This is a genomic window from Nocardia sp. NPDC055165, assembly GCF_053606985.1.
On sequence record NZ_JBSGSS010000003.1, the window covers coordinates 225,183 to 251,355 of the forward strand.

At 67.4% G+C, this 26,173-nt stretch carries 26 protein-coding genes; 17 read left to right on the forward strand and 9 right to left on the reverse strand.

Annotation, left to right across the window (positions count from 1 at the left end; translation table 11 throughout):
- Positions 1-28: 28 nt before the first annotated feature.
- From ACWFRF_RS07795 to ACWFRF_RS07805, 3 genes are all read right to left on the reverse strand, one after another.
- Positions 29-466, reverse strand: a complete 438-nt coding sequence (locus tag ACWFRF_RS07795; protein WP_379312857.1) for a VOC family protein — start codon at positions 464-466, stop codon at positions 29-31.
- 132 nt (positions 467-598) lie between these two features.
- The gene (locus ACWFRF_RS07800) at positions 599-1,270 is read right to left on the reverse strand and encodes an HD domain-containing protein (RefSeq protein WP_452449253.1); all 672 of its coding nucleotides are present in this window, start codon (positions 1,268-1,270) and stop codon (positions 599-601) included.
- Between the two features lie 94 nt (positions 1,271-1,364).
- On the reverse strand, positions 1,365-2,330 hold the full coding sequence (locus ACWFRF_RS07805; protein WP_449966008.1) for a quinone oxidoreductase family protein: 966 nt from the start codon (positions 2,328-2,330) through the stop codon (positions 1,365-1,367).
- 99 nt (positions 2,331-2,429) lie between these two features.
- On the opposite strand from ACWFRF_RS07805, the gene ACWFRF_RS07810 reads away from it, so the two are divergent.
- Positions 2,430-3,005: a TetR/AcrR family transcriptional regulator gene (locus ACWFRF_RS07810; protein ID WP_452449254.1), complete on the forward strand. Its 576-nt coding sequence runs from the start codon at positions 2,430-2,432 to the stop codon at positions 3,003-3,005.
- An 18-nt stretch (positions 3,006-3,023) separates the two neighbouring features.
- On the opposite strand, the gene ACWFRF_RS07815 is transcribed toward ACWFRF_RS07810, so the two are convergent.
- Both ACWFRF_RS07815 and ACWFRF_RS07820 read right to left on the reverse strand, forming a co-directional pair.
- Positions 3,024-4,109, reverse strand: coding sequence for a sensor histidine kinase (locus ACWFRF_RS07815; RefSeq protein WP_452449255.1), 1,086 nt, complete (start codon positions 4,107-4,109; stop codon positions 3,024-3,026).
- A 10-nt stretch (positions 4,110-4,119) separates the two neighbouring features.
- Positions 4,120-4,794 (reverse strand): response regulator transcription factor, encoded by a 675-nt coding sequence (locus tag ACWFRF_RS07820; protein ID WP_379313677.1) that lies wholly within the window; start codon positions 4,792-4,794, stop codon positions 4,120-4,122.
- Positions 4,795-4,884: 90 nt separating this feature from the next.
- Here ACWFRF_RS07820 and ACWFRF_RS07825 point away from each other — a divergent pair, with 90 nt between their 5' ends.
- The 5 genes from ACWFRF_RS07825 to ACWFRF_RS07845 all read left to right on the forward strand — a co-directional run bounded on the left by ACWFRF_RS07825 (position 4,885) and on the right by ACWFRF_RS07845 (position 10,605).
- Entirely contained in the window at positions 4,885-5,478 is a 594-nt protein-coding gene (locus tag ACWFRF_RS07825) for a M15 family metallopeptidase (RefSeq protein ID WP_378989049.1), read from the forward strand.
- A complete protein-coding gene (locus tag ACWFRF_RS07830) occupies positions 5,475-6,812 on the forward strand; it encodes a DoxX family protein (RefSeq protein ID WP_452449256.1) in 1,338 nt (445 codons plus the stop codon). Before ACWFRF_RS07825 ends, ACWFRF_RS07830 begins: the two co-directional genes overlap by 4 nt.
- A gap of 135 nt (positions 6,813-6,947) precedes the next feature.
- A complete protein-coding gene (locus tag ACWFRF_RS07835) occupies positions 6,948-8,480 on the forward strand; it encodes an FAD-dependent monooxygenase (protein ID WP_452449257.1) in 1,533 nt (510 codons plus the stop codon).
- A gap of 150 nt (positions 8,481-8,630) precedes the next feature.
- A complete protein-coding gene (locus tag ACWFRF_RS07840) occupies positions 8,631-9,542 on the forward strand; it encodes an EamA family transporter (RefSeq protein WP_452449258.1) in 912 nt (303 codons plus the stop codon).
- Between the two features lie 127 nt (positions 9,543-9,669).
- On the forward strand, positions 9,670-10,605 hold the full coding sequence (locus tag ACWFRF_RS07845; RefSeq protein ID WP_452449259.1) for a MerR family transcriptional regulator: 936 nt from the start codon (positions 9,670-9,672) through the stop codon (positions 10,603-10,605).
- An 81-nt stretch (positions 10,606-10,686) separates the two neighbouring features.
- On the opposite strand, the gene ACWFRF_RS07850 is transcribed toward ACWFRF_RS07845, so the two are convergent.
- The 3 genes from ACWFRF_RS07850 to ACWFRF_RS07860 all read right to left on the reverse strand — a co-directional run bounded on the left by ACWFRF_RS07850 (position 10,687) and on the right by ACWFRF_RS07860 (position 12,378).
- Positions 10,687-10,977 carry a hypothetical protein gene (locus ACWFRF_RS07850; RefSeq protein WP_378989054.1) on the reverse strand — a complete coding sequence of 97 codons (291 nt, stop codon included), beginning with the start codon at positions 10,975-10,977 and terminating at the stop codon, positions 10,687-10,689.
- Positions 10,978-11,133: 156 nt separating this feature from the next.
- Positions 11,134-11,757, reverse strand: coding sequence for a GNAT family N-acetyltransferase (locus ACWFRF_RS07855; RefSeq protein ID WP_452449260.1), 624 nt, complete (start codon positions 11,755-11,757; stop codon positions 11,134-11,136).
- Between the two features lie 63 nt (positions 11,758-11,820).
- Positions 11,821-12,378, reverse strand: a complete 558-nt coding sequence (locus ACWFRF_RS07860) for a TetR/AcrR family transcriptional regulator (RefSeq protein ID WP_378989056.1) — start codon at positions 12,376-12,378, stop codon at positions 11,821-11,823.
- A gap of 99 nt (positions 12,379-12,477) precedes the next feature.
- On the opposite strand from ACWFRF_RS07860, the gene ACWFRF_RS07865 reads away from it, so the two are divergent.
- The 10 genes from ACWFRF_RS07865 to pyrF all read left to right on the forward strand — a co-directional run bounded on the left by ACWFRF_RS07865 (position 12,478) and on the right by pyrF (position 24,146).
- Positions 12,478-13,326, forward strand: a complete 849-nt coding sequence (locus tag ACWFRF_RS07865; RefSeq protein ID WP_452449261.1) for an SAM-dependent methyltransferase — start codon at positions 12,478-12,480, stop codon at positions 13,324-13,326.
- Between the two features lie 308 nt (positions 13,327-13,634).
- On the forward strand, positions 13,635-14,267 hold the full coding sequence (gene pyrR, locus ACWFRF_RS07870; RefSeq protein WP_378989058.1) for a bifunctional pyr operon transcriptional regulator/uracil phosphoribosyltransferase PyrR: 633 nt from the start codon (positions 13,635-13,637) through the stop codon (positions 14,265-14,267).
- A complete protein-coding gene (locus ACWFRF_RS07875) occupies positions 14,264-15,217 on the forward strand; it encodes an aspartate carbamoyltransferase catalytic subunit (protein WP_266290507.1) in 954 nt (317 codons plus the stop codon). The genes pyrR and ACWFRF_RS07875 overlap by 4 nt, the downstream gene beginning before the upstream one ends.
- A complete protein-coding gene (locus ACWFRF_RS07880; RefSeq protein WP_379314659.1) occupies positions 15,214-16,512 on the forward strand; it encodes a dihydroorotase in 1,299 nt (432 codons plus the stop codon). The genes ACWFRF_RS07875 and ACWFRF_RS07880 overlap by 4 nt, the downstream gene beginning before the upstream one ends.
- Before the next feature lie 12 nt (positions 16,513-16,524).
- A complete protein-coding gene (locus tag ACWFRF_RS07885; RefSeq protein WP_358062764.1) occupies positions 16,525-17,028 on the forward strand; it encodes a PH-like domain-containing protein in 504 nt (167 codons plus the stop codon).
- Positions 17,025-18,140 (forward strand): glutamine-hydrolyzing carbamoyl-phosphate synthase small subunit, encoded by a 1,116-nt coding sequence (carA, locus tag ACWFRF_RS07890; protein WP_452449262.1) that lies wholly within the window; start codon positions 17,025-17,027, stop codon positions 18,138-18,140. The genes ACWFRF_RS07885 and carA overlap by 4 nt, the downstream gene beginning before the upstream one ends.
- Positions 18,141-18,144: 4 nt before the next feature.
- Positions 18,145-19,338 carry an AAA family ATPase gene (locus ACWFRF_RS07895; RefSeq protein ID WP_452449263.1) on the forward strand — a complete coding sequence of 398 codons (1,194 nt, stop codon included), beginning with the start codon at positions 18,145-18,147 and terminating at the stop codon, positions 19,336-19,338.
- A complete protein-coding gene (locus ACWFRF_RS07900) occupies positions 19,323-19,961 on the forward strand; it encodes a DUF4276 family protein (RefSeq protein ID WP_452449264.1) in 639 nt (212 codons plus the stop codon). The genes ACWFRF_RS07895 and ACWFRF_RS07900 overlap by 16 nt, the downstream gene beginning before the upstream one ends.
- The gene (gene carB, locus ACWFRF_RS07905) at positions 19,961-23,323 is read left to right on the forward strand and encodes a carbamoyl-phosphate synthase large subunit (protein ID WP_452449265.1); all 3,363 of its coding nucleotides are present in this window, start codon (positions 19,961-19,963) and stop codon (positions 23,321-23,323) included. The genes ACWFRF_RS07900 and carB overlap by 1 nt, the downstream gene beginning before the upstream one ends.
- A 1-nt stretch (position 23,324) precedes the next feature.
- Positions 23,325-24,146 (forward strand): orotidine-5'-phosphate decarboxylase, encoded by an 822-nt coding sequence (pyrF, locus tag ACWFRF_RS07910; RefSeq protein ID WP_379317498.1) that lies wholly within the window; start codon positions 23,325-23,327, stop codon positions 24,144-24,146.
- Between the two features lie 82 nt (positions 24,147-24,228).
- Here the strand turns inward: pyrF and ACWFRF_RS07915 are convergent, their stop codons facing one another.
- Positions 24,229-25,293: a serine hydrolase domain-containing protein gene (locus ACWFRF_RS07915; protein ID WP_452449267.1), complete on the reverse strand. Its 1,065-nt coding sequence runs from the start codon at positions 25,291-25,293 to the stop codon at positions 24,229-24,231.
- Between the two features lie 192 nt (positions 25,294-25,485).
- Here ACWFRF_RS07915 and ACWFRF_RS07920 point away from each other — a divergent pair, with 192 nt between their 5' ends.
- Complete coding sequence (locus tag ACWFRF_RS07920) at positions 25,486-26,136, forward strand: DedA family protein (protein WP_452449268.1); 651 nt, start codon at positions 25,486-25,488, stop codon at positions 26,134-26,136.
- Positions 26,137-26,173 lie beyond the last annotated feature (37 nt).

Genomic DNA, 26,173 nt, shown 5'->3' on the forward strand with positions numbered 1-26,173 from the left:
GATAGACGGCTTGTGGTGCGAGTGTCGCTCAGCGGAGTTCCTCGACCAGCCCGAGGACGACGCCGTCGGGACCGCGCACATAGGCGTAGCGGCAGATGTCTTCGTAGCGGGCGAGCCTGCCCACGAGTTCGGCGCCGTGGGCGCGCAGGCGGTCGAGGACGTTCTCGACATCGTCGACGACGAATGTCAGGCGCGGGATGCCGGGGATGTTCACCGGCGCGTTCGGCGCGGCAAGGGTGGTCGTCGGCGAGCGGAACGTCGAGAGCTCGACCCGGCTGTGGCCGTCGGGTGTCCGAACGACGGCCATGTCGGCTCGGACGCCCGTCAATCCGAGCAGGTCGTCTGCCCATTGGCCCCCGACTGTGGCTTCGCCCTCCAGCTCCAGGCCCAGTTCGACGAAGAACGCGACAGCAGCCGCGAGATCGTCGACCACGATGCCGACATGATCCATCCGATGGACCGTCATGATGTTCTCCTCGGGTTCGTCCGGCTCATTCTGGCCGGGTCGATCGATTTCGGACGCGCTGACGCTCGTCGTCTCGAGGCCCGTTCGGCTCTCGTAACCCTGGGACGGAGCCGCCCGAGCACTCTCGACATCTCAGTCCTGCCAGCCGCTCGTGTCGAGAACCGTGTCCCACGTGTACGGCACCAATTCCGGATGTCGCAGCCGGAGGATCTCGCCCGGCAGCGAGCCCGGCGGCGCCTTGCGCGGATCGGCGACGGCCTGACGTTCGATGATGTCGGTGAGGGCTCGCGTGCCGCCGAGGCGTGGATAGGAGGCGTGGACCAGGTCCGCGAATCCCGGGGGCAGATCGTCGGGGCCGCCGCCGACGTCGAGACCGATGCCGGTGACCGCGATCCAGATGGCGGCGGGTCGGCGACGGCGGTACACGGGTGAGTCGCTGAGGCCTGTCGTGTGCGCGGCGATGGCGTCCCAGATGATGTCGACGCGTTCGTCGTCGATGCCCTGCGCTTCGAGGAATTCGGCCGCGAAATCCGCGCCGTCGATCTCGAATCGCTGTGTGCCGACGGCACGTTCGGACAGGCCGATGTCGTGCAGCGCGCAGATGAGGTACATGAGCTCCTCGTCGTAGTCCGCGCCGGGCCGCAGGCCCTGCTCGGCGGCGTGGGCGCGCCCGAACAGGAACCCGCGAACGCTGTGATGGCAGACCGATGTTTCGAGGGCCTCGTTGATCAGCCGGTGGGTCTCGATCGCGAGTGGGGTGGACGGTAGTGCCAGCGAGTCGATGCCGAATGTGGCCTGTGACATGAGGTTTGCTCCTATCGGTGTGCCCGGGTTGCGTGACGTCCACCAACCTTCAGGCTGGTTGAAGCATACCTCGAGTTTCAAGGAGGCTGAAGGTTCATGGACGCAGGAGCACCGTGCCGAAAGCGGTTCTGTCCTCCAGCATTCGGTGTGCCCGCGCGGCGTCGGCGAGGGGGAGGATCGAGTCGATCGCGGGTGTCAGCAGGCCCTGTGCTGTTGCCGTGAGTGCCGCCGATCGCTGCCGGGCGACTTCGCCGAGCCAGGCGGTGCCCGCGCAGCCGGTGAGCGTGAGCCCGCGCAGGATCAGTTCGGTGACGCCCAGCTGTGCGGGAGCGCCGTCGAGCCAGCCGTAGCTGAGGATTCGGCCACGCAGGGGCGTGATCAGGTCGAGCAGCGGCGTCAGTGATGCGCCCCCGATGGAATCGAACACGACATCGACCGTGCCGTCCGTGAGGAGATCGGCCAGCTGATCCGCCCAGTCGGGCGCGGTGTGATCGAGCACCTCGTGCGCGCCGCGCTCGCGCGCGAGCCGGGCCTTCTGTTCCCCGCCCGCGGTGCCGATGACGCGCACGCCCGCGGCGGCGCACAGCTGGGTGAGGCAGCTGCCGACACCGGTAGCCGCCGCTTCGACCAGGACGGTCTCGCCCGCCGCGACACCCGCGGTCCGCATCAGCGCCAGTGCCACCGATCCCGGCATCAGTATCGCGGCGGCGTGCTCGATGGTCAGGTCGGCCGGGATCGTGGTCACCGAATCGGTCTCGGCGACAACAAGTTCGGCGTAGGCGCCGAAGCCGCGGGTCGACGCGACCACCCGGGCGCCCAGCAATGCCCGATCGACGCCCGCGCCGATATCGATCACCGTGCCCGCCGCCTGGAACCCGAAGACCTCGGGCAGCGGCGCGGGAAACGGAAACGCGCCGGCCCGAACCTTGGTCTCGGGGTAGAGCACCGGCACCACTTCGGCCCGGAGGACGACCTGTCCCTCGCCGGGGCGAGGTTCGCCGATCTCGCGCGCTACCAGAACGTCGGGTGCGCCGGTCTGGGTCATTACGATTGCCTGCATCAGAACTCCATAAGTTGACTGTCGGTCCAGATATCTCGAACGATATGGACCGTCGGTCAACTTGTCAACGGATCGGCGGGTGCCGAGAAAGCGGGTGCGATGACCGACCGACGTCCCACCGAACGCGCCGATGCCGCGCGCAACCGTCGAGCGATCCTCGATGCCACCGCCGCGCTGCTGGCCGAACACGGCGCGGCCGGGGTGACGATGGATCGGGTGGCCGCGGCGGCAGGTGTCGGAAAGGGGACCATCTTCCACCGGTTCGGCAGCCGCGCGGGCCTGCTCTACGAGCTCGTCGCCGAGGGCGCCGTCGCGTTGATGGCGGCGGTGTCGAGCGGCCCACCGCCGCTGGGTCCGGGCGCGCCGGCGACCGACCGGCTACTCGCCTTCTTCGATGCGATGACGCGCATGGTCACCGACGACGTGGAGCTGATCGCGGCCTATCAGGCGATGCCGCCACATCCGCGCAGCGCCGAATTCCACACGTTCTGGGCGCAGCACATCGGCACGCTCCTGCACGAAGTCCGTCCCGATATCGACGCCGACACCGTGGGCGCGCTGTTGTTGTCGACAGTCGGCGGGGAACTCGCACAGCAACTGGCCAGGGCGGACGAGGTCGACCGATTGCGATCGGCGGTAGCGGAATTGGTGCGTTCGGTGCTGCGCGCTCCCTGAACGCCCGGGGCGGAGCCGTTACCGCCGTGCTGTCGGCGGATGTGGCCGACGCGGAAGCCGCACGGTGACGCGGAGTCCGCCGGCCGGACGGGGATCGAGTGCGAGGGTTCCACCGTGTGCCGCGGTGATGCTGTCGACGATCGCCAGGCCGAGGCCGATGCCCGCGTGGTCGGTGCGAACGCGTTCGGTGCCGCGCTGAAACGGCTCGACCAGTGTGGAAACCACCAGGGGGTCGAGGACCGGGCCTGTGTTCTCGACGGTGAGCACCACCGTCTCGGGGCGCAGTCCGGTCGTGACCCACACGATGCCGCGTGCGGGCAGGTTGTGCACGATCGCGTTGTGCACGAGGTTCGTCGTCAGCTGCAACAGCAGGGCGTGCGAACCGATGGTGGGCGTCACCTCGCCGGAGGTCTCCAGGCTCACGCCGTGTTCTTCGGCGAGGGCGAGCAGCGTTTCGGCGGCTTCTTCCGCGAGCAGGGAGAGGTCGACGTGTTCTCGGGTGAACGACCCTTGATCGGCGCGGCTGAGCAGGAGCAATGCCTCGGTGAGAGCGATCGCTCGGGTGTTGACGGCGTGCAGGCGGTCGACCAGTTCGCCGGTGTCGTGGGTGCGGTCGTCGCGGGCCACGTCGAGCAGGGTCTGGGTGATCGCCAGCGGCGTGCGCAGTTCGTGGGAGGCGTTGGCGGCGAATCGACGCTGTTCGGTGACGTGTGCTTCCAGCCGGGCGAGCATGATGTCGAAGGCGTCGGCGAGTTCGCGGAACTCGTCGCTGCGGCCCGGCAGCCGGATTCGGTGGGCGAGTGAGCCGTTCGCGGCGGTCCGGGTAGCGGCGGTGATACGGGTCAGCGGGGTGAGCATCCAACCGGCGAGGAACCATCCGCCCACCAGACCGATCGCCAGCAGGAAAGCCATCACAACGGTCACGAACGGCGCGAAGGACCGTAGCAGCATGCCGCGATCGATCCAGAAATCGCCGCCGCTGGTGTAGATCCACCCCTCGGGCAGGTACCACAGGTAGTAGACACCTACGGCGGCGATCAGCAGAGAACCCACGACCATGATGAAGCCTGCGTAGCTGAGGGTGAGTTTGAGGCGAACACTCAATCCGGGCGCCCTACCCACGCGCTCGCCCGTCGCTGATGCGATACCCGACACCGGCCACGGTGGTGATGACCCAGGGCTCGCCGAGCCGTTTGCGTAGCGCCGAGACGGTGATACGCACCGCGTTGGTGAACGGGTCCGCGTTCTCGTCCCACGCCCGCTCCAGGAGTTCCTCGGCGCTCACGACCCCGCCTTCGGCGGCGATGAGCACTTCGAGCACCGCGAACTGCTTGCGGGTCAGAGCGATGTAGCGGCCGTCGCGGTAGACCTCCCGGCGGAACGCGTCCAGCCGCACCCCGGCGATCTCGCGCACCGGTGGCCGGTTGTGCGCGCGCCTGCGATCGAGCGCTCTGAGCCGGAGGACCAGTTCGCGGAGTTCGAACGGCTTGGTGAGATAGTCGTCGGCACCGAGCCCGAAACCGCTCGCCTTGTCGTCGAGCCGATCGGCGGCGGTGAGCATCAGGATCGGCAGACCGCTACCGGAGGCGACGATGTATTCGGCGATCTCGTCGCCGGAGGGACCCGGGATGTCGCGGTCCAGGACCGCGATGTCGTAGGTGTTGACGCTCAGCAGTTCCAGTGCGGTGTCGCCGTCACCCGCGATGTCGCCGGCGATCGCGTCCAGGCGCAGGCCATCGCGGATGGCCTCCGCCAGATAGGGTTCGTCCTCGACGATCAGTACACGCATAGACGCTCGATTCTCCCAGCCCGGGGATATCGTCGGCGTATCCGAAACCGCATACGCGTCGGCAACACCATGCTGCCTTGACTGAGGGGCATGAACTACCGTGAACCGGCGATTCGCCGTCTCCGATCGATCGCCCTCGGCGCCGTTGTCATCGTCAGCGCGGCGTCTGTCGGTGTCCTCGTTTACCAGTCGCTGCCGACCATGTCCTCGGTCGCACGATCCATCGACGCCTTTGTCGGCGGCCACGCCGGTCCGCCCGGCGCGACGCTCTTCGATGACGGGAATCCGTCCGTCGGCAACCTCGACTCCGATCTGCTCGCCGCCCTGCGCGCCGCCGCCGCCGACGCCGCGGACGACGGAGTCGAGCTCGTCGTCAACAGTGGCTGGCGGTCGCCGGAATACCAGGAACAACTGCTGCGCGAGGCAGTCTCGAAATACGGCTCGGAAACCGAAGCCGCTCGGTGGGTGGCAACCCCCTACACCTCCGCTCACGTAGCCGGCGAGGCGGTTGATATCGGGCCGACCGACGGCGCGGCATGGTTGGCCGCGCACGGCGCCGCCTATGGGTTGTGCCAGATCTACGCGAACGAACCCTGGCATTACGAACTTCGCTCCGACGCGGGGGAACTCGGCTGCCCGCCCCTGTACGCCGACCCGACCCACGACCCGAGGATGCAGCAGTGACCACGACAGTGTCTGCCCCCGTCGCCGCACGGGCCGGTCGGCCCGTGCTGACCCAGATCGTCCTCCGATTCTCCATCATCTACTTCGGCCTGCTCTGCCTGCTTCTCACCTATATCCCGTTCGCGCTGCTCGGCATCCTCGGCCGGTGGATTCGCGAATACCCGGGGCCGTGGAACATGCCCATCACCGACCCCGTCACCGGGCCGGTGGGTCGAGCGGTCTTCGGGGTCGACGCTCAGTTACACCAGGATTCCGGAGCGGGCGACCAGACCGCCGTCTGGGTACTGGTGTTCTGTCTGCTGGTCGTCGCGGCGACCGGCGCCGCGGTGTGGACAGCCGTCGACCGTCGTCCCGTACCCGCCCGCCCGCTCGCCTGGTTCTCGCTGTTCCTGCGGCTGGCTCTGGGCGGGCAGATGATCGGGTTCGGGTTCGCCAAACTGATCCCCACTCAGATGCCGGCCCCCGGACTGGCGCAGCTGTTGCGGCCGTACGGCGAGATGAGCCCCGCCTCGGTGTTGTGGCTGCAGGTCGGCAGCTCGTATCCGTACGAGATGGCTCTCGGTGGGGTGGAAGTGGTGGCGGGGCTGCTGCTGTTCGTGTCCAGGACCGCAGTGCTCGGCGCCGCGTTGACGCTGGCGAGTACAGCGCAAATTCTGCTGCTGAACATGACGTTCGACATACCGGAGAAACTGCTCGCCGCGCATCTGCTGCTGATCAGCGTGTTCCTGCTCGCGCCGTACCTGCGCCGGCTGACCGATGTCTTCGCGCGCGAACGCGCGTGCGCGCCGCTGACCCAGCCCGCGCTGTTCACCGACGCCAGGAAGAACCGCGTGGCGATCTGGGTGGTGGCGGCGCTGGGCCTGTGGGTCGCGTTGGGGAGCGGCTATGACCGCTGGGTGGTCTGGCACGAACAATCCGGTGCCGCGAGCCCCAAGTCCGCGCTGTACGGAATCTGGGAGGTGCGGGATTTCACCATCGACGGGCAGCCGATCCCGCCGTTGACCACCGACGAAACACGGTGGCAGCGACTGGTTTTCGATGACCCGCAGGAAGCCGCCTACCAGCGGATGAACGGCGAACTGGTACCCGCGCACGCCCACTTCCGCCCCGATGGACAAGTGGAGCTCACCTCGATGAACGCCATCGGCGCGGTCGACCCCGGACCACCGTTCGCGACACTGTCCTCCGAAAAACCCACCCCGGACCGACTGCTGCTGCGCGGAACACTGCACGACCGCCCGATCACGATCACCCTGGAACGCAAGGACCCCGACACCTTCACCTTGCGCAGCCGCGGATTCCACTGGGTCCAGGACTATGTGTACTTCCGCTGACAACCACCTGACGGTGACCCGCTGACTCGTTGCCCCTTCTAACTTATAGCTCACCCCGGGGCTTGCGGCAAGGCCCCGGTGGTGCTGCAGAATCGCTGGGCAATGCAGGGACCAGCCGTATTCGGGAGTGACGAGATGCAAGAGATGACCACCGACGTGATCGTTGTCGGCGCTGGGCCTGCCGGATTGATGCTCGCCGGGGAACTGGGCCGGGCCGGGGTGCGGCCGTTGGTGCTCGAACGTCGTGAACGGCCGGGCACCGCGCAGAAGGCCAGCGGTCTCGGCGGGCGAATTCTGGATGTGCTGCGCTATCGGGGCCTGCTCGACCGGATGACGGCGGTCAGCGGTGACGCGAGTCCGAAGCCGATCTTCCCCTTCGGCGGGGTGTACCTGGACTTCACCGGTCTCGACGAAACTCCGTTGCACGCCATGGCGATTCCGCAGGCGCGGGTCGAGGAACTGCTCGCCGAGGACGCCGTCGACCTCGGCGCCGAGATCCGGCGCGGACACGAAGTGGTCGCGGTGACCCAGGACGACGAGGCGGTGATCGCGGAAGTGAACGGGCCGGACGGACCGTACCGGGTGCGGGCCCGCTACCTGGTCGGCTGCGACGGCGGCCGCAGCCGGATTCGCGAACTGGCCGGAATCGGGTTCCCCGGCAGCACCTATCCGGAGGTCAACCGGCTGGCCGTGGTCGCGGTGCACGAGTCGGTGACCGTGCTCGACGACGGCGGCCTCGAGGTGCCCGGTTTCGGACGGATCGATCCGGGATTCACCCGCACCGACACCGGGGTGTTCGCACTGGGACGGGTCAGCTCCGAGGACCGCGTGATGTTCTTCCAGACCACCGAGAACGACGACGCCGAATACGACAACGACGAACCACTGACCATGGCCGAACTCGGCCACAGCGTCCGGCGTGTGCTGGGCGCGGAGGTTGCGCTCGGTGCGCCGACTCGCTTGTCGCGCTACCAGTTCCAGGACAGACAGGCCGAAAACTACCGTGTGGGCCGGGTTTTCCTGGCGGGGGACGCGGCCCACCTGCTGCCCGCGACCGGCGCCGCGATGAATCTCGGCATGACCGATTCGGTGAACCTGGCCTGGAAGCTGGCCGCGGACATCCACGGTTGGGCACCGGCCGACCTGCTCGACACCTACCACGACGAACGTCACTTCGCCGGTGGTCGCGCGCTGCTGCAGACCCGCGCCCAGGCGGCACTTCGCCAGGGTCAGGACCCTGCCGCCGAGGCGCTGCGCGCGGTATTCCAGGAACTGCTCTCCGACGAGCCCGCGCTGCGCCGTATGGGAGCCCTCGTCGCGGGCACCGATCTGCGCTACCCGACGCCCGGAGCCCCGTCGCTCACCGGAACTTTCGCTCCTGATCTGAGCCTGCACACCGACCAGGGCACCACCACCGTCGCCGAGATCATGCGCGCCGCGCGACCGGTCTTCCTCGACCTGGCCGACCGTGCCGACCTGCGTGAGATCGTCGGGGAGTGGGCGCCGCACGTCGACATCCACGCGGCCAAGACCGGCGATCGTCTCGCCGACGCACTCCTGATCCGCCCCGACGGTCACATCGCCTGGGTGGCAACGATCGACGAGTCGTCGGACACCGCCGCAGCTGATCTGCGCGCGGCGCTGACCAGGTGGTTCGGCGTCCGGTAACCGCGCGAACGCGAAACTCCGCAGCTGCCGGCGTCGACGTTCCGGCAGCCACATGACGCACTGCCACCGATAGTGCGAACCGGTCCTCGATCATTCGATCCCGGGCCGGTTCGCGTTGAAATCCGTGCCCGTCTGTGGATTACTCCTGGGATGAATGCAATCTCGACAACCGACCGGCCGGCGACGCGCGCGCTACCCGGCTGGTCGGTGCCGATGGTGTTCATCATCGCGGCGACCTCGCAATATGTGGGTGCGGCACTCGGCGTCTTCCTGTTCGACACCACCGAGCCGTCCACTGTCGCCTGGTTGCGGGCCGCGGCGGCGGGGGTCGCGTTGCTGGCCTGGCGGCGGCCGTGGCGGACCCGCTGGACACGGCGGGGCATCGCGACGGCGGCGGGCTTCGGCATCGTCACCGTGTCGATGAACATCGTGTTCTACGAGGCCATCGCGCGTATCCCGCTCGGCACCGCCGTGGCCATCGAATTCCTCGGTCCGGTCGCCGTCGCGACGCTCGGGTCGCGGCGGGCGCGCGACCTGCTCGCCGTGGCGCTGGTGGCAGTCGGTGTGGTGCTGCTGGCCGGCGTGCAGTTCGACGTCGAGCCGGTCGGGGTGGGGTTCGCTCTCGCCTCGGCGGTCCTGTGGGCGGCGTACATCCTGGTCGGCAAGCGCGTCGCCGACACCGGTGAAGGCCAGGATTCTCTCGCTGTCGGGATGGCGGCCGCGGCGGTTCTACTGGCGCCGTTCGTGCTGATTCCGCAGCTGATGATCGATGCCGCGGTATTCGCCGACCCGTGGACCTGGCTGCTCGGTCTCGGTGTCGGCGTGCTGTCGAGTGCGGTGCCCTACGCGCTGGACCAGGTGGTGCTGACCGCGGTGGGACGCGCCCGATTCGCCTTGCTGCTCGCGTTGCTCCCGGCGACCGCGACCGTCGTGGGCGCGATCGCCCTCGCACAACGCCCCACCCTGCTGGAACTCGCGGGCATCGCATTGGTCATGCTGGCATTGACGATCAGCGCCCTGCCCGCCCGCCAGACCACGCCGGAACCGCCCGCACCGCTGTGACCGTCCGTCCCGATCATGCGCGAGACGCCCGCTCCGGCGATGGTGCTGCGAGAGGCCGGGCGGCGCCGCTGATTCCGCGCAGCGAGGATTTGCCTCTCCCCCGAGGGGAGACGGCACGCTGAGATCCATGGACGACGACACGCTCCGCACGATCGGTGAAGTGTCCGCGCGTACCGCGCTCACGGTCAAGACCATCCGCTTCTACGCCGACCGCGACATCGTGGCGCCGACCGTACTCAGCCCGGCCGGCCACCGCCTCTACGACTCCGCCGCGATCGCGCGACTGGAACTCGTGCGCACCCTGCGCGCACTCGGCATGGATCTGAGCACCGTGCGCGCTGTGCTCGATCGCGAATCCTCGATGGCAGAGGTCGCCGCCACTCACGCGGTCGCGCTCGACGTCGAGATCCGGACCCTGCGGGTGCGCCGGGCCGTGTTGCGAGCGGTGGCCGTCCGGGACTCCAGCCAACGAGAGATGGACCTCATGCACCGACTCGCCGCCCTGTCCGCTGCCGAAAGGCACCGCCTCATCGAGGATTTCGTCGACGACACCTTCGGCCGCTACGCCGCCAACCCCGCCATGGTGGAGCTGGTCCGGGCAAGCGTGCCCGACCTCCCCGACGACCCGACCCCCGATCAGCTGGCAGCCTGGATGGAACTGGCGGAACTGGTGCAGGACACCGACTTCCGTGACGCCGTCCGCCGGATGGCCGACTACCAGGCCCGCGAACGCGCCGCAGGCGACACCACCGGCCTGCACCACGACCTCACCGAAGCCGTCCGCACACTCGTCGGTGGCGCCATCGCCGCGGGCATGCCCCCACAACCCCCGGCCGCGACCCCCATCCTCGATGCCCTCACCGCCCGCTACGCCACCACCTTCGACCGCTCTGACGACACCGCACTCCGCCGGTGGATCCTCGAACGACTCGACGTAGCCGACGACCCACGCGTACAACGCTATTGGCGGCTGCTCGGCACCGTGAACGCCTGGCCCGACCAACCCGACCTGGCCCCGATCTTCACCTGGTTCGCCCAAGCCCTGCGCGCCCACATGGCCTGAGCCGCAGGTCCTGACCTGGAACGAGGCGCAGGCACCGGCTCGAGCGGTGTGGTGCGGCGACTACTCGCCCCGTGTGGCGTGTCAGTTTCCCTGAGCCAGGTAGTTGTAGATTTCGTGGACTTCGATGGTGGGCTGGTTGGGCATGCCGACTTCCATGCCGATGGGGCCGAGGGTGGATTCGGCGAAGCTCTGGAATTGCTCGGGGGTTTCCCACACGTCGGTGACGTGGAATCCGGTGTCGGTCTTCCTGACCAGATGGAACAGGAGGCCGGGGCCGCCGGAGCCGCCGTGCACGAAGCCCATCTTCCCGAGGGCCTGGTCGTACTGTTCGAGTGTCGCGCCGGTGAATTCGAGTTCGACGGCAACCGCCATGACGGTCATCTCCTTGCGCGGTCGAGCGGGTTGGAGTGACTTCGGGCCCGGTCCGACGAGCGGGGGGCCACGATCGAACACCGCGATCCGGCGCTCCGATCGGATCACGATCGCGCTGGACGGCGGTGTGCACCCGCCGTCGCGATGTGGTGCGCGTCACAGTCTAGTCCGGGGGTCGTCGAGCGACAAGCGATCTCCTCGGCCCGCCCGAGGACCCTCGATGGTCGACCAGACCATGCCGATGCCGGAGTCGGCGGGCGCTGTGCGCGGGCGCGGGGCAGTGCTGACCAGCTCGTATCCGAGCCGTCGGGGAACAGCCGCACTGCGGACATTGGCCGCGTCGCAATGGATTTCGACGCGACCGATGTGGGGGAGGGCGAGCGCGGCGGTGGTCAGAGCATGGGCTGCGCGCGTGATGATTCCCCGTCCGGTGTGGGCGGTATGGCACCAGTAACCGATCTCCAGTGCGGCCGGGTCGATCCTGTCGTGGAGTCCGATGCCACCGGCCACCTCGCCGCTCGCGGTGAAGATTCCGTAGAGGTAGCCGCCGTCGGGTGTCGGCCAGTGTGCGGACGAGATCTGCAGGGAACGGCGTTGCCCGGCGAGCGTCGGCGGCTCCCCGGCCCACGACATCCACGGGCGCAGGTGTGCGTGCGAGGCGCTCAGCGCGGTGAACTGGCGGGTCAGGTCACTGGGGCGCCACCGGTGCAGCAGCAGATCGCCCAGATCGATCCGCTGCGGTGGAGTCGATCCGGGCTGAGCGCTGGTGCTGATGGTCATGATCGATGATCGCGGACGCAGGGACTCGCGGGCAACGCGTTTCCGGCGCTCGACGATGTGCGGTCAGTGGATCCTGGCGAGGATATCGATCGCGATATCCGTTGCGGCGGTGTGCATCTGGTCGTCGGTCAGATCGAGATCGCCCATCATCGACAGGCTCCAGCTGATGGCGAGCAGTGCTTGCCGTGCGTGGTAGATGTCCAGCGCAGCACCGTCGGGCGCGGTCATGAGGTCGGCGAGCACGCGGAACTGGTAGCGCAGGCCCGCGCCGAAACCGAGGTCGCGGAACGCGGGCTGGTTCTCGTGCCAGAACCGCACCATGTCACGGCCGAGGCTGTGCAGCAGCGCGCTGTAGCGGCGCAGGATCTGCTCGGCCCGTTCGGAACCCGGCGGTGCCTGTTCGGCCCAGGTGACGATGTCGTCGATGCCACGGCGCAGATCGTCGGAGAGGCTGACGACGATGTCTTCCTTGGTTCGGAAGTGGTAGTACAGCGCGGCTTTGGTGACCCCGAGTCGCTCGGCGATCTCGCGCAGCGAGGTCTTCTCGTACCCGCGCTCGGAGAACAGTTCCATCGCCACCGTGCGAATGCGTTCCCTGGTGTCGCTACGACGTCCGTCCACGGGGCTTTCCTTTGCTTGACGACCGGCTAGGGGGAGCCTACCGTCGGACCATGACCGAGATCACTAGCCGGTCGGCAAGTTAGTTTGAAGGAGGGGCAGATGACACACGTGAACGCACCTACCGCGGGGGTGGCGCTGACAGCGATCGGCGTCGCGCTGATCCGCGAGCAGGAGTCGCGCAGGCCGGATCGGCTCTACGCCGACCCGCTCGCTACGGCGTTCGTCGACGCGGCGCGGCGTGACTTCGCCCGCACCGGGGCAGGCGCCGCGAAATGGGAGCGAGTCGAGGCCGTGGCCGAACAGTTCTTCGCGGGAAGATCCGTCGGGGTCCGCCTGGTCGACGACCGGGTGGCCGAGGCCGTCGCCGCCGGATGCAGGCAGATCGTTCTGCTCGGCGCCGGTCTGGACACCCGCGCGTTCCGGATGGGTCTGCCCGCCGACGTCACCGTCTACGAACTGGACCTGCCCGAGCTGTTCGCCTTCAAGGAGTCGGTACTGCGCGCAGTGCACGCCACGCCGACCACCCAACGACACGTCCTACCGATCGACCTGCGCACCGACTGGGCTGTTCCGCTGCGCGAGCGGGGATTTCGGCCCGAGCTGCCGACTCACTGGATCGACGAGGGCGCGCTCCCGTACCTCCCACCCGAGGATCATCTCCGCACGGTGGCGACGCTGACGACACTGTCCGCGCCCGGCAGTCACTTCGGTCTCAGCCGGTTCGCGGTCGACCCCGAGGCTGCGCCCTATGCCGAATTGCGTCGCCTCGTCGCCGGTGACGACGTCGGTATGCCACCGCCGGACGCCGGGCGCCCGGGGGAGCAGTGGCTGCTCGAGCACGGCTGGCACACCCGGTTCCGCGCTTGGGACGACATGATCGTTCCCCTCGGTAGAGACGTGGCGGTGAACGACCCGGAGGTCGGCGTCGTGCTCGCCGAGCGGGTGTGACGGAAGGCAAACCATGTCGCGTCGAGGCGGCGGCGGTTGTCGAGGTCGTTCCGGCGACGTGAACGCGATCACCGACCGCTCGCCTCGGGGCGGTCGCCCCAGGTCTGCGTGGGGGTGAAACATGCGCGCTCGCTGCACTTTCGGCGTGCCTGTGAGCACCGACACGGCAGCGGTCACCCTCTTGTGCTCCGTGGTCGCGCTCACAGGTGGGCCTACCTGGTCAAAGGCACCTCGCGGCGCTGATAGGCTGACGGGCGAGTTAGGCATCCTTTAACGGACCGTCCGGTGAGGCGGGGAAGGAGGTCGGCATGGCTGTGCCCGAACGGGCGGCCAAAACCGGCGCGGGCGAAACATCGCAGCGGCACACCCCGGAGTGGGTGGCGGCCGGACGCGAGCTGTTGTCGCCATCGGACGTCACCAGGACCGTAGCGCGCATCGCGCATCAGATCATCGAGAAGACCGCCTTGGATTCCGGCGACGCCGACGCACCGCGGGTGGTTCTCATGGGAATCCCGACGCGCGGCACCACCCTGGCCAATCGGCTGGCGGACAAGATCGAGGAATTCTCCGGTGTGCGCCCCGCCCTCGGCTCCCTCGACATCACGCTGTACCGCGACGACCTGCGCAGTCGCCCGCACCGCCCGCTCGAACGCACCTCGGTGCCCGACGGCGGCATCGAGAACTCCCTGGTCGTCCTCGTCGACGACGTGCTGTTCTCCGGCCGCACGGTCCGCTCCGCCCTGGACGGCCTGCGCGACCTCGGCCGCCCCCGCGCCGTGCAACTGGCCGTGCTCATCGACCGCGGCCACCGCGAACTGCCGATCCGCGCCGACTACGTGGGCAAGAACGTGCCGACCTCGCGCGCCGAGGACATCTCGGTGCTGATGGTCGAGCACGACGGTCGTGACGGTGTGTATCTGCATCAGGAAGGTCAAGAGTGAAGCATTTGCTGACGGTCGCCGACCTGGATCGCGGCGCCGCCACCGAACTCCTCGACGAAGCTGAGCGCTTCGAACAGGCGCTGCTGGGCCGCGAGGTGAAGAAGCTGCCGACCCTGCGCGGACGCACCGTGATGACGGTGTTCTACGAGAACTCCACCCGCACCCGCGTGTCCTTCGAGGTCGCGGGCAAGTGGATGAGCGCCGACGTGATCAATGTGAGTGCGTCGAGTTCCTCTGTCTCCAAAGGTGAATCGCTGCGCGACACCGCCCTCACCCTGCACGCGGCGGGCGCCGACGCGCTGATCGTGCGGCACCCGGCGTCAGGTGCCGCGCACCAGATCGCGCGCTGGATGGAGCAGTGGGCGCGCGAGGAGAACCGCGCCGCCCCGTCGATCATCAACGCGGGCGACGGCACCCACCAGCACCCCACTCAGGCCCTGCTCGACGCACTCACCCTGCGTCAGCGCCTCGGCGACATCGAGGGCAAGCGGATCGTGCTGGTCGGCGACATCCTGCACAGCCGGGTCGCCCGCTCGAACGTCTCCCTGCTCAACACCCTCGGTGCCGAAGTGGTCCTGGTGGCGCCGCGCACGCTGCTGCCGGTCGGCGTGGAGGCCTGGCCCTGCCGGGTCTCGTCCTCGCTGGACGCGGAACTGCCCGGTGCCGACGCGGTGATGATGTTGCGCGTGCAGGCGGAGCGGATGAACGGCGGGTTCTTCCCGTCGGCCCGCGAATATTCGATCAACTACGGACTGTCCGAGCGCAGGCTCGCGCTGCTCGGCGACGACGCGGTGGTACTGCATCCCGGCCCGATGCTGCGCGGCATGGAAATCGCTTCGGCGGTCGCGGATTCGCCGAAATCTGCTGTGCTGCAGCAGGTCTCGAACGGAGTGCACATGCGGATGGCCGTGTTGTTCCGGCTGCTCGTTGGTCAGGAGGAAACGGTATGAGTGAGCTGCTGATCAAGAACGTCAAGCCCTACGGCGAAGGCGACCCCGTCGACGTCCTGGTGCGCGGCACCCTCATCGCCGACATCGGCACGGGCCTCACGGCGTCCGACGGCGCCGAGGTGATCGAGGGCAACGGCCAGATCCTGCTGCCCGGCTTCGTCGATCTGCACACGCACCTGCGCGAACCCGGCCGCGAGGACACCGAGACCATCGAAACCGGTTCCGCCGCCGCCGCACTGGGCGGTTACACCGCGGTGTTCGCGATGGCCAACACCAGCCCGGTCGCCGACTCGGTGGTCATCACCGACCACGTGTGGCGTCGCGGCCAGGAAGTCGGTCTCGTCGACGTGTTCCCGGTCGGCGCCGTGACGGTCGGCCTGCAGGGCAAGCAGCTCGCCGAGATGGGTACCATGGCCGCCGGTATCGGCCAGGTCAGGATGTTCTCCGACGACGGCCACTGCGTCGACGACCCGCTGATCATGCGTCGCGCCCTCGAATACGCGAACTCGCTGGGCGTGCTCATCGCCCAGCACGCCGAGGAACCGCGCCTGACCAAGAACGCCATCGCGCACGAAGGCCCCAACGCCGCGCGCCTCGGACTGCACGGCTGGCCGCGTGCCGCCGAGGAGTCGATCGTCGCGCGTGACGCACTGCTGGCCCGCGACGCGAACGCCCGCGTGCACATCTGCCACGCCTCCACCGCGGGCACCGTCGAACTGGTGAAATGGGCCAAGTCCCAGGGCATCTCGATCACCGCCGAGGTCACCCCGCACCATCTGCTGCTCGACGACTCGCGCCTGGAAACCTACGACGCGGTCAACAAGGTGAACCCGCCGCTGCGCGAATCCACCGACGTGGCGGCCCTGCGCCAGGCGCTGGCCGACGGCATCATCGACTGCGTCGCCACCGACCACGCCCCGCACGCCGAGCAGGACAAGTGCTGCGAATTCGCGGCCGCCCGCCCCGGCATGCTCGGGCTGGAGACGGCGCTGTCGATCATCGTGCAGACGATGGTCGAGCCCGGCCTGCTCGACTGGCGCGGCGTCGCGAAGGTGATGAGCGAGAAGCCCGCCGCGATCGTCGGCCTCGACGACCACGGCCGCCCGATCGCGGTCGGCGAGCCCGCCAACCTCACGCTGATCGACCCCGACGCCGAGTGGACGGTGCGCGGCGCCGAGCTGGCGAGTATCTCGAACAACACACCGTTCGAAGACATGACGTTCCCGGCCGAGGTCACAGCCACTGTGCTGCGCGGCCGGGTAACTGCCCGCGAGGGCAAGGCGGTCGGGATCTAGGGAGGCCAGGACGTGGAAAGAACGCTGTGGGTAGTCGGGCTGCTGGCATTTTTCATTGTGTGCCTGTGGCTGATGTACCGGGCTTGGCAGAAGAAGGCCACGCGACAGCAGGCACGCATCGGCGAACTGCCGACGGTGCCGGCCGAACTGGGCGCACAACTACTGGAACCGACCACCGGCATGTACCTGGGCAGCACCATCGCGCCCAGCTGGCAGGACCGGATCGCGGTCGGTGACCTGGGATTCCGGGCGACCGCCGAACTGACGCGGTTCGAACGCGGAATTCTGCTCGAACGCGACGGCGCCACGGTGATCTGGATTCCGCAGGAATCGGTGACAGCCGTGCGTACCGAGCGCGGACACGCGGGCAAAGTGATGACGGAGAATGGTGTGCTGGTAATTCGCTGGACACTGCCGACCGGAACCGAGATCGATACCGGATTCCGGGGCGACGACAAGACGGTGTACCCGGCATGGACTGCGGATACCAGGGTGACGACGGGAGACGATGAATGAGCACAGTGAAGGCAGCCTTGGTGCTCGAGGACGGCCGCGTATTCCGCGGTACCGCCTTCGGCGCCGAGGGACAGACACTCGGTGAGGCCGTGTTCTGCACGGCGATGACCGGGTACCAGGAAACCCTGACCGATCCCAGCTACGCCCGCCAGATCGTGGTGGCCACGGCCCCGCAGATCGGCAACACCGGCTGGAACGACGAGGACGACGAGTCCGCCAAGATCTGGGTCGCCGGTTACGCCGTGCGCGACCCCTCGCGGGTCTCCTCCAACTGGCGCGCCACCGGCACGCTGACCGACGAGCTCGACCGCCAGGACGTGGTCGGCATCGCGGGCATCGACACCCGCGCGGTGGTCCGCCACCTGCGCAGCCGCGGCTCGATGAAGGCGGGCATCTTCTCCGGTGCCGCGCTGGCCAACGACGAGGAACTCCTCGCCCGGGTGAACGGCCAGGCCTCGATGCTGGGCGCCGACCTCGCCGAAGAGGTCAGCACCGACGCGATGTACACGATCGAACCGATCGGTGACCACAAGTTCACCGTCGTCGCGGTCGACCTGGGCATCAAGACCAACACCCCGCGCATGTTCGCCGAGCGCGGCGTGCGCACCCACGTGGTGCCGTCGAACACCTCCCTCGACGACATCCTCGCGCTGAACCCCAACGGTGTCTTCCTGTCGAACGGCCCCGGCGACCCGGCCACCCAGGTCGGCGCGATCGCGCTCACCCAAGGCGTGCTCGAGCGCGGGATCCCGCTGTTCGGCATCTGCTTCGGCAACCAGATCCTGGGCCGGGCACTGGGCCGCAGCACCTACAAGATGAAGTTCGGCCACCGCGGCATCAATATCCCGGTGATCGAAGAGGGCACCGGCCGCGTGTCCATCACCGCCCAGAACCACGGCTTCGCCCTCGAGGGCGAGCGGGGCGAGGTGTTCGACACCCCGTTCGGCAAGGCCGAGGTCTCCCACATCTGCGCCAACGACGGCACCGTCGAAGGGGTCCGGCTGATCGACGGCCGCGCCTTCTCGGTGCAGTACCACCCCGAGGCCGCCGCAGGCCCGCACGACGCCGCATACCTGTTCGACCGTTTCGCCGGTCTCATGGATCGAGGCTGATGTAGTGACCAGTGACCGGATGCGAATCGAATCGCTCAGGATCCAGAATTATCGGGCGCTTCGGGATGTCACGTTCAAGAACCTCACGCCACTGACCGTTCTTTGTGGACCCAATGGCAGCGGTAAATCGACCGTTTTCGATGTATTTGCGTTTTTGAACGAGGCATTCACAACTGGACTAAGGCCTGCATGGGACCGGCGTAACAGGATGGACGGTATTCGAAGTAGAGGATCCGATGGTCCGATTGGTTTCGAATTCAAATATCGCGCAGCTGGCCCAGATGGAAAGCGTCGACTGGTTACCTATCTGCTGAAGCTGGATGAGGAGATGCATGGTCCGGTCGTAGTCGAGGAAAAATTGCTGTGGACAACTGCGCCAGGGCAAGGGCGTCCTCGTGAGATTTTGAGCTATTCCAGAGGGGTGGGGCAAACCTGGGACGAGGATACCGGTGACTATACATTTGAAGCACTCAGCGGCCCGGATCTACTCGCAGTCTCCGCTCTTGGCCAATTTGCGCGGCATCCAAGAGTCAAAGCACTAAAGGATTTCATCTCTGGATGGTACCTTTCGTACATTTCAGCAGACAGTGCTCGCGGTTTGCCGATGTCAGGTCCTCAGCTTCGTCTAAGCCAGTCTGGGGACAACCTGCCAAATGTCGTCCAATACCTAGAAGAGAATCATCCGGAACGACTCAAGTTTATCTTCCGGGTGCTCAGTCGTCGGGTGCCGCAATTGGAGAGCCTGCTTACTGAGCGGCTGGCGGATGGTCGTCTCCTGCTGACATTAAAGGATAAGGCATTCGCGGAGCCAGTGCTTTCCAAGTTTGCGAGTGATGGGACTTTGAAGCTACTCGCCTACCTAACGGTGATTTTTGACCCGGATCCGCCAGCGGTTATTGGAATCGAAGAGCCTGAGAATCAGTTGCACCCGAAGTTGTTGCCTGCTCTTGCTGAAGAAATTCGAACGGCCTCATCCAATTGTCAAATTCTGGTCACAACGCACTCGCCCGAGTTTATTGATATGTTGAAGCCGGAAGAGCTTTGGATGATTCGTCGGGGGGCCGACGGCTACGCCAGAGTCGCGCGTGCAAAGGATGACAGTCGCCTGATGTCGATGGTGGCTGCTGGAGGCCAGTTGGGGTCGCTGTGGAATGAGGGCTACTTGTCGTCGGCGGACCCCGAGTGGGGTGTCAATTGATCGACTATCTTGAGATTATCGTAGAGGAACTCTCTATGGAGAACGCGCTAAATGCGCTTTTGCCTAAGATTATCCCTGGCGTCGACTATAGTATTCGAACTTTTCGAGGTAAGCCTGACCTGCTCAAGAAATTGGACAGCCGGATGGCTGGCTATAAATCCTGGGTGTCCGACAATGTTGGCATCGTCGTCATTGTCGACAGGGACGACGAAGACTGTGTCGTACTTAAGTCCAAGTTAGAGTTATCGGCACAGAAAGTTGGCTTGGTTACCGCTTCCTCCTCATCGGGGGGCTGCTTTCAGGTCTTGAACCGCATCGCCATCGAAGAATTGGAGGCTTGGTTCTTTGGCGATGTGGAGGCGATGTGCACCGCCTATCCGGGAGTGCCTTCCTCTCTCGCGTCTCGAGTCCCTTTCCGTAACCCGGATGCGATAAAGGGCGGAACTGCTGAAGCTTTGCATAGGGTTCTTGAAAGAGCGGGGCATCATTCGGGCGGCTTGGCAAAGGTGCGAGCAGCAATAGATATTTCTGCAGTGATGAATATTGAGTCAAACAGATCTGACAGCTTCTGTCAGTTTCGAGATGGGCTCCGTAGACTTGTGAATCAGAAGGAGGCTAACTAGTGCCACGCCGCGAGGATCTGAAGCACATCCTGGTGATCGGCTCTGGCCCGATCGTGATCGGCCAGGCGTGCGAATTCGACTACTCCGGTACCCAGGCGTGCCGGGTGCTGCGGTCCGAAGGACTGCGCGTGTCGCTGGTGAACTCCAACCCGGCGACCATCATGACCGACCCGGAATTCGCCGACGCCACCTACGTCGAGCCGATCACCCCGGAGTTCGTCGAGAAGGTCATCGAGAAGGAACGCCCCGACGCCATCCTGGCCACCCTCGGTGGGCAGACCGCGCTCAACACCGCGGTCGCGCTGCACGAGAACGGTGTGCTGCAGAAGTACAACGTCGAGCTGATCGGCGCCGACTTCGACGCCATCCAGCGCGGTGAGGACCGGCAGAAGTTCAAGGACATCGTCGCCAAGGTCGGCGGCGAGAGTGCCCGCAGCGCCGTCTGTTACACCATGGACGAAGTCCGCGAGACCGTCGCCGACCTCGGTTACCCCGTGGTCGTGCGTCCCTCGTTCACCATGGGTGGGCTCGGCTCGGGCATGGCCTACAACGAGGAAGACCTCGATCGCATCGCCGGTGGCGGCCTGTCCGCCTCGCCGACCGCGAACGTCCTGATCGAGGAGTCCATCCTCGGCTGGAAGGAGTTCGAACTCGAGCTCATGCGCGACCGCAACGACAACGTGGTCATCGTCTGCTCGATCGAGAACGTCGACCCGATGGGCGTGCACACCGGTGACTCGGTCACCGTCGCCCCCGCGATGACCCTCACCGACCGCGAGTACCAGAAGATGCGCGATCTCGGCATCGCGATCCTGCGCGAGGTCGGCGTCGACACCGGCGGCTGCAACATCCAGTTCGCGGTGGATCCCGCAGACGGTCGCCTGATCGTCATCGAGATGAACCCCCGCGTCTCGCGCTCCTCGGCGCTGGCGTCGAAGGCCACCGGCTTCCCGATCGCCAAGATCGCCGCCAAGCTGGCCATCGGCTACACCCTCGACGAGATCGTCAACGACATCACCGGCGAGACCCCGGCCTCCTTCGAGCCGACCCTGGACTACGTCGTCGTGAAGGCGCCGCGGTTCGCGTTCGAGAAGTTCCCTGGCGCCGATGCCACGCTGACCACCACCATGAAGTCGGTGGGCGAGGCGATGTCGATGGGCCGCAACTTCTCCGAGGCCCTCGGCAAGGTGCTGCGCTCGCTCGAGACCAAGGCCGCCAGCTTCTGGACCACCGACGACGGCCAGTGGGCCCCGGTCGATCCCAGCGATCCGGCCTCGGTGCGCGAGGCGATCGAGGCCATCCTCGCCGACCTGCGCGTGCCGACCGAAGGTCGCATCTACCAGGTCGAACGCGCGCTGCGCTACGGCGCGAGCGTCGCGGAGGTCGCGCTGGCCTCCGGTGTGGACCCGTGGTTCGTCGCCGAGGTACTCGGCCTGGTCGAGCTGCGGACCGAAGTCCTCGACGCGCCCGTCCTCGACGAGGATCTGCTGCGGCGCGCCAAGCACTACGGACTGTCCGACCGCCAGCTCGCCGCCCTGCGGCCCGAGCTGGCCGGTGAGTCGGGTGTGCGCTCGCTGCGGCATCGTCTGGCGGTGCGCCCGGTCTACAAGACCGTCGACACCTGCGCCGCGGAGTTCGAGGCCAAGACCCCGTACCACTACAGCACCTACGAGCTGGATCCCGGTGCGGAGTCCGAGGTCGCGCCGCAGCGTGAGCGCGAGAAGGTCATCATCCTGGGCTCGGGCCCGAACCGCATCGGTCAGGGCATCGAGTTCGACTACTCGTGTGTGCATGCGGCCCAGACCCTGTCGGCCGCGGGCTACGAGACCGTGATGGTCAACTGCAACCCCGAGACCGTCTCCACCGACTACGACACCGCCGATCGTCTCTACTTCGAGCCGCTCACCTTCGAGGACGTCCTCGAGGTGTACAACGCCGAAGCCGAGTCGGGCACCGTCGCCGGTGTGATCGTGCAGCTCGGCGGACAGACCCCGCTGGGTCTGGCGCAGCGGCTCACCGACGCCGGCGTGCCGGTGGTCGGTACCTCCGCGGCCGCGATCGACCTGGCCGAGGACCGTGGCGAATTCGGTGACGTGCTCGTCGCCGCCGGACTGCCCGCGCCCAAGTACGGCACCGCCACCACGGTGGCCCAGGCCAAGAAGATCGCAGGCGAGATCGGCTACCCGGTGCTGGTCCGCCCGTCCTATGTGCTGGGCGGGCGCGGCATGGAGATCGTCTACGACGAGCAGTCTCTCGAGGGCTACATCTCCCGCGCCACCGAGCTCAACCCGGATCACCCGGTGCTGGTCGACCGTTTCCTCGAAGACGCCATCGAGATCGACGTCGACGCGCTGTGCGACGGCGACGAGGTCTACCTCGGCGGCGTGATGGAGCACATCGAGGAAGCCGGTATCCACTCCGGTGACTCCGCCTGCGCGCTGCCCCCGATCACGTTGGGCCGCAGCGACATCGAGGCCGTGCGCCGCTCCACCATCGCGCTGGCCAAGGGCATTGGCGTCAAGGGCCTGCTCAATGTGCAGTACGCCCTCAAGGACGACGTGCTCTACGTCCTGGAAGCCAATCCCCGGGCGAGCCGCACGGTTCCGTTCGTCTCCAAGGCCACCGCGGTTCCGCTGGCCAAGGCGTGCGCGCGCGTGATGCTCGGCGCCACCATCGCCGACCTGCGCAAGGAAGGCATGCTGCCGCCCGAGGGCGACGGCGGCCACGTGCCCCTGGACGCGCCGGTCGCGGTGAAGGAAGCCGTACTGCCCTTCCACCGGTTCCGTCGCGCCGACGGCTCCGGCATCGACTCGCTGCTCTCGCCGGAGATGAAGTCCACCGGTGAGGTCATGGGCATCGACGCCGACTTCGGCACCGCCTTCGCCAAGAGCCAGGCCGCCGCCTACGGCTCGCTGCCGACCGAGGGCACCGTGTTCGTCTCGATCGCCAACCGCGACAAGCGCGCCATGGTGTTCCCGATCAAGCGCCTGCACGACCTGGGCTTCCGCATCCTTGCCACCGAGGGCACCGCGGAAACCCTGCGCCGCAACGGCATTCCGTGTGAACAGGCACGCAAGCACTCCGATCCGGAATCCACCGATCCGGCCACCGGCATGCCGGAGGCCTCGATCGTGGAGCAGATCCGCGACGGCGAGATCGACATCGTGTTCAACACCCCCTACGGCAACTCGGGCCCCCGCGTGGACGGCTACGAGATCCGCACCGCCGCGGTGGGCGCGAACATTCCGTGCATCACCACCGTGCAGGGCGCTGCCGCGGCGGTGCAGGGCATCGAGGCCGGTATCAACGGTGGCATCGGGGTGCGCTCGCTGCAGGAACTGCACTCGAAACTGCGTGGCTGACATGAGCTTCGGTCACCGGTTGCAGCACGCCATGCGGCAGTTCGGACCCGTGTGCGTCGGCATCGACCCCCACCCCGCGCTGCTGCGGGCGTGGGGGCTCACCGAAGACGTCGACGGGCTCGAGGCGTTCGCCGAGATCTGTGTCGAGGCCTTCGACGGGCGCGTCGCCCTGGTGAAGCCACAGGTCGCGTTCTTCGAAACCTACGGTTCCGGCGGCATCGCGGTGCTCGAGCGCACCATCTCGGTGCTGCGCGCCTCGGGCACCTTGGTGCTGGCCGATGCCAAGCGCGGCGACATCGGCTCCACCATGGACGCCTACGCCCATGCCTGGCTCGGCGACGGCCCGCTGGGTTCGGACGCCGTGACGGTCTCGCCCTACCTCGGGTTCGGCTCCCTCGACCCGGCGCTGAGCCTGGCGAAGGACAATCACCGCGGGGTCTTCGTGCTCTCGGCGACCTCGAATCCCGAAGGGGCGCAACTGCAGCGGATCACCGCCGCGGACGGGCGCACCATCGCGCAGACGATGGTCGACGAGGCCGCGGCTCGTAATGTCGGGTCCGGTTTCGGTTCCGTCGGCGTGGTCGTGGGTGCGACGCTCACCGAGGCGCCCGACCTGTCGGCCCTCAACGGCCCGATCCTGATGCCCGGTGTCGGCGCGCAGGGCGGGGGAGCGGACTCCATCCGCGCCCTGGTCACCGAGGCGAACTTCGCCGCCGCCGTCCCCGCGGTGTCGCGCGAGGTGCTCAACGCGGGCCCGTCGGTGACGGCGCTGTGCGACAAGACGGCACAGCTGCAAGAGGAGTTCGCCTTCCTGCAGCGCTGATGAACGCCATGGCGGGCCGGGGTAGCGACACGCTGCCCCGGCCTCGTCGTTGTTGCGCCCCACTGCCCAGGGGAGAACTCCGTCAGGCGAGGCAGTAGGTGGCGGTGACCGTGGTGAACAGCGACAGCGCGTCCGACGACGCCGCCGAGCCGAGAACCATCGTCAGCGACCGGCCGCCGGTCGAGCGGAACGCGTACGAGACGTAGCCGAGCAGTTCACCGCCGTGTCCCCACAGGTCGGCGCCACACGGAGGCTCGAAACGCTGCAGGCCGAGGCCGTAGTGGAAACCCATGCCCATCGGGACCGTCTCCCGCATCCGGTCCCACGACGCGGGGCTCAGCAGGCGCCCACCGAGCAGTGCGGCGAAGAACGCGTCGAGATCGGCTGTGGTGGAGATCATTTCACCCGCGGCCCAGTCCAGCGAGGGGTTCATCTCGGTCACATCCACGCGCCCGACACCGTCGATGTCGCGGTGCGCGGTGAGGGCGGGCGAGGGGACGCGCGGGTCGTCGCCGGGCACGGTGGTGGCGGTCAACCGCAGCGGCGTGAGGACACGGTCGCGGATCTCGTCGCCGTAGCGGTGCCCGGTCACGTGCTCGATCAGCAGGCCGAGCGCGATGTAGTTGGTGTTCGAGTACCGGAAGCGGGCGCCCGGTGCGAAATACGGGTCGTGGCGCATCGCGGTGGCGAGCAGATCGCGCGGCGCGTGCGCGCGGAAGCGGTCGTCACCGCGCCACCGGTTCGTCGACAGGCCCGATTCCTTCATGTAGTCGTAGAGCCCGCTGGTGTGATTCATCAACTGCCGCACCGTGATCCGGTCACCGCCCGGAATCGGCTCCGGCAGCTGCCCGGCGATCGGGCCGTCGAGCTCGACTCTGCCCTCGTCGACCAGTTGCAGCACCACGGTGGCGACGAAGGTCTTGGTGATGCTGCCGATCCGGAACCTGCTGTGCGGTCCCGGCGTACTCGTCTGCCCGGCGCTGCCCTCGTGGTGCCATTCGCGCTGCCGCTCGCCGTCGGAAACCCGCACCACCACGTCGGTGTCGTTCCAGCGCGCCGTGGCCTCGACCATATCCCCGACGACCCGCCACCGTGCCGTCACGAGGACGAGAGCGGCCACCAACGTGGCCGTCACAACGGTGCCCACAACGACCACTGTGGCCCGAAAGAGTTTCTGTCGCATAGCTTTCGACGCTAAGTAGCTACTCGGACCGTATCGATGGTGCAGGCCCCGCGACGACGGGTGCGGAAAACCCCACCCTGCGACTGCGGTCGTACCGCGTCGACCGGGTGGTTGACGCTACTGATGATCGCGCCGGAGCTCCCTAGCGTCGAAAACATGGATACGACAGGGAATTCGACCGAACTGACCGGCATCGCGGGCTGGGCCGTCCAGCTGATGGAACAGCTCGGCGGCTTCGGCGCCGGCCTCGCGATCGCACTCGAGAACCTCTTCCCCCCGCTGCCCAGCGAGGTGATCCTGCCGCTGGCCGGCTTCACCGCCAGTCGCGGCCGGTTCAGCATCGCTGAGGTCTTGCTGTGGACCACCCTCGGCTCGGTCGTCGGCGCGCTCGCCCTCTACGGCCTCGGCGCCGCCCTCGGCCGCGACCGCCTGCGCCGCATCGTCGACCGGCTACCCCTGGCCCGCCTGTCCGACCTGGACCGCACCGAGGACTGGTTCGCCCGCCACGGCGACAAGGCGGTCTTCTGCGGCCGGATGATCCCGATCTTCCGCAGCCTGATCTCGATACCCGCCGGTGTCGAACGCATGCCGCTCGGTCGCTTCATGCTGCTGACCACGGCGGGCAGCCTGCTGTGGAACGCGGTCTTCGTGTTCGCGGGCTACTTCCTCGGCGAGAACTGGCACGTCGTCGAGACCTACGCCGGCATCGTGCAGAAGGCCGTGATCGCCGCCGTGCTCGTGGCCACGGCCGTCTTCGTCGTCCGGCGCGTGCGGCAGCGGCAGGTACAGCCGAGCATCGGCCGATGAGTGTCACGGCGTGGGCTGACCGCGCGTCCGGAGTGGT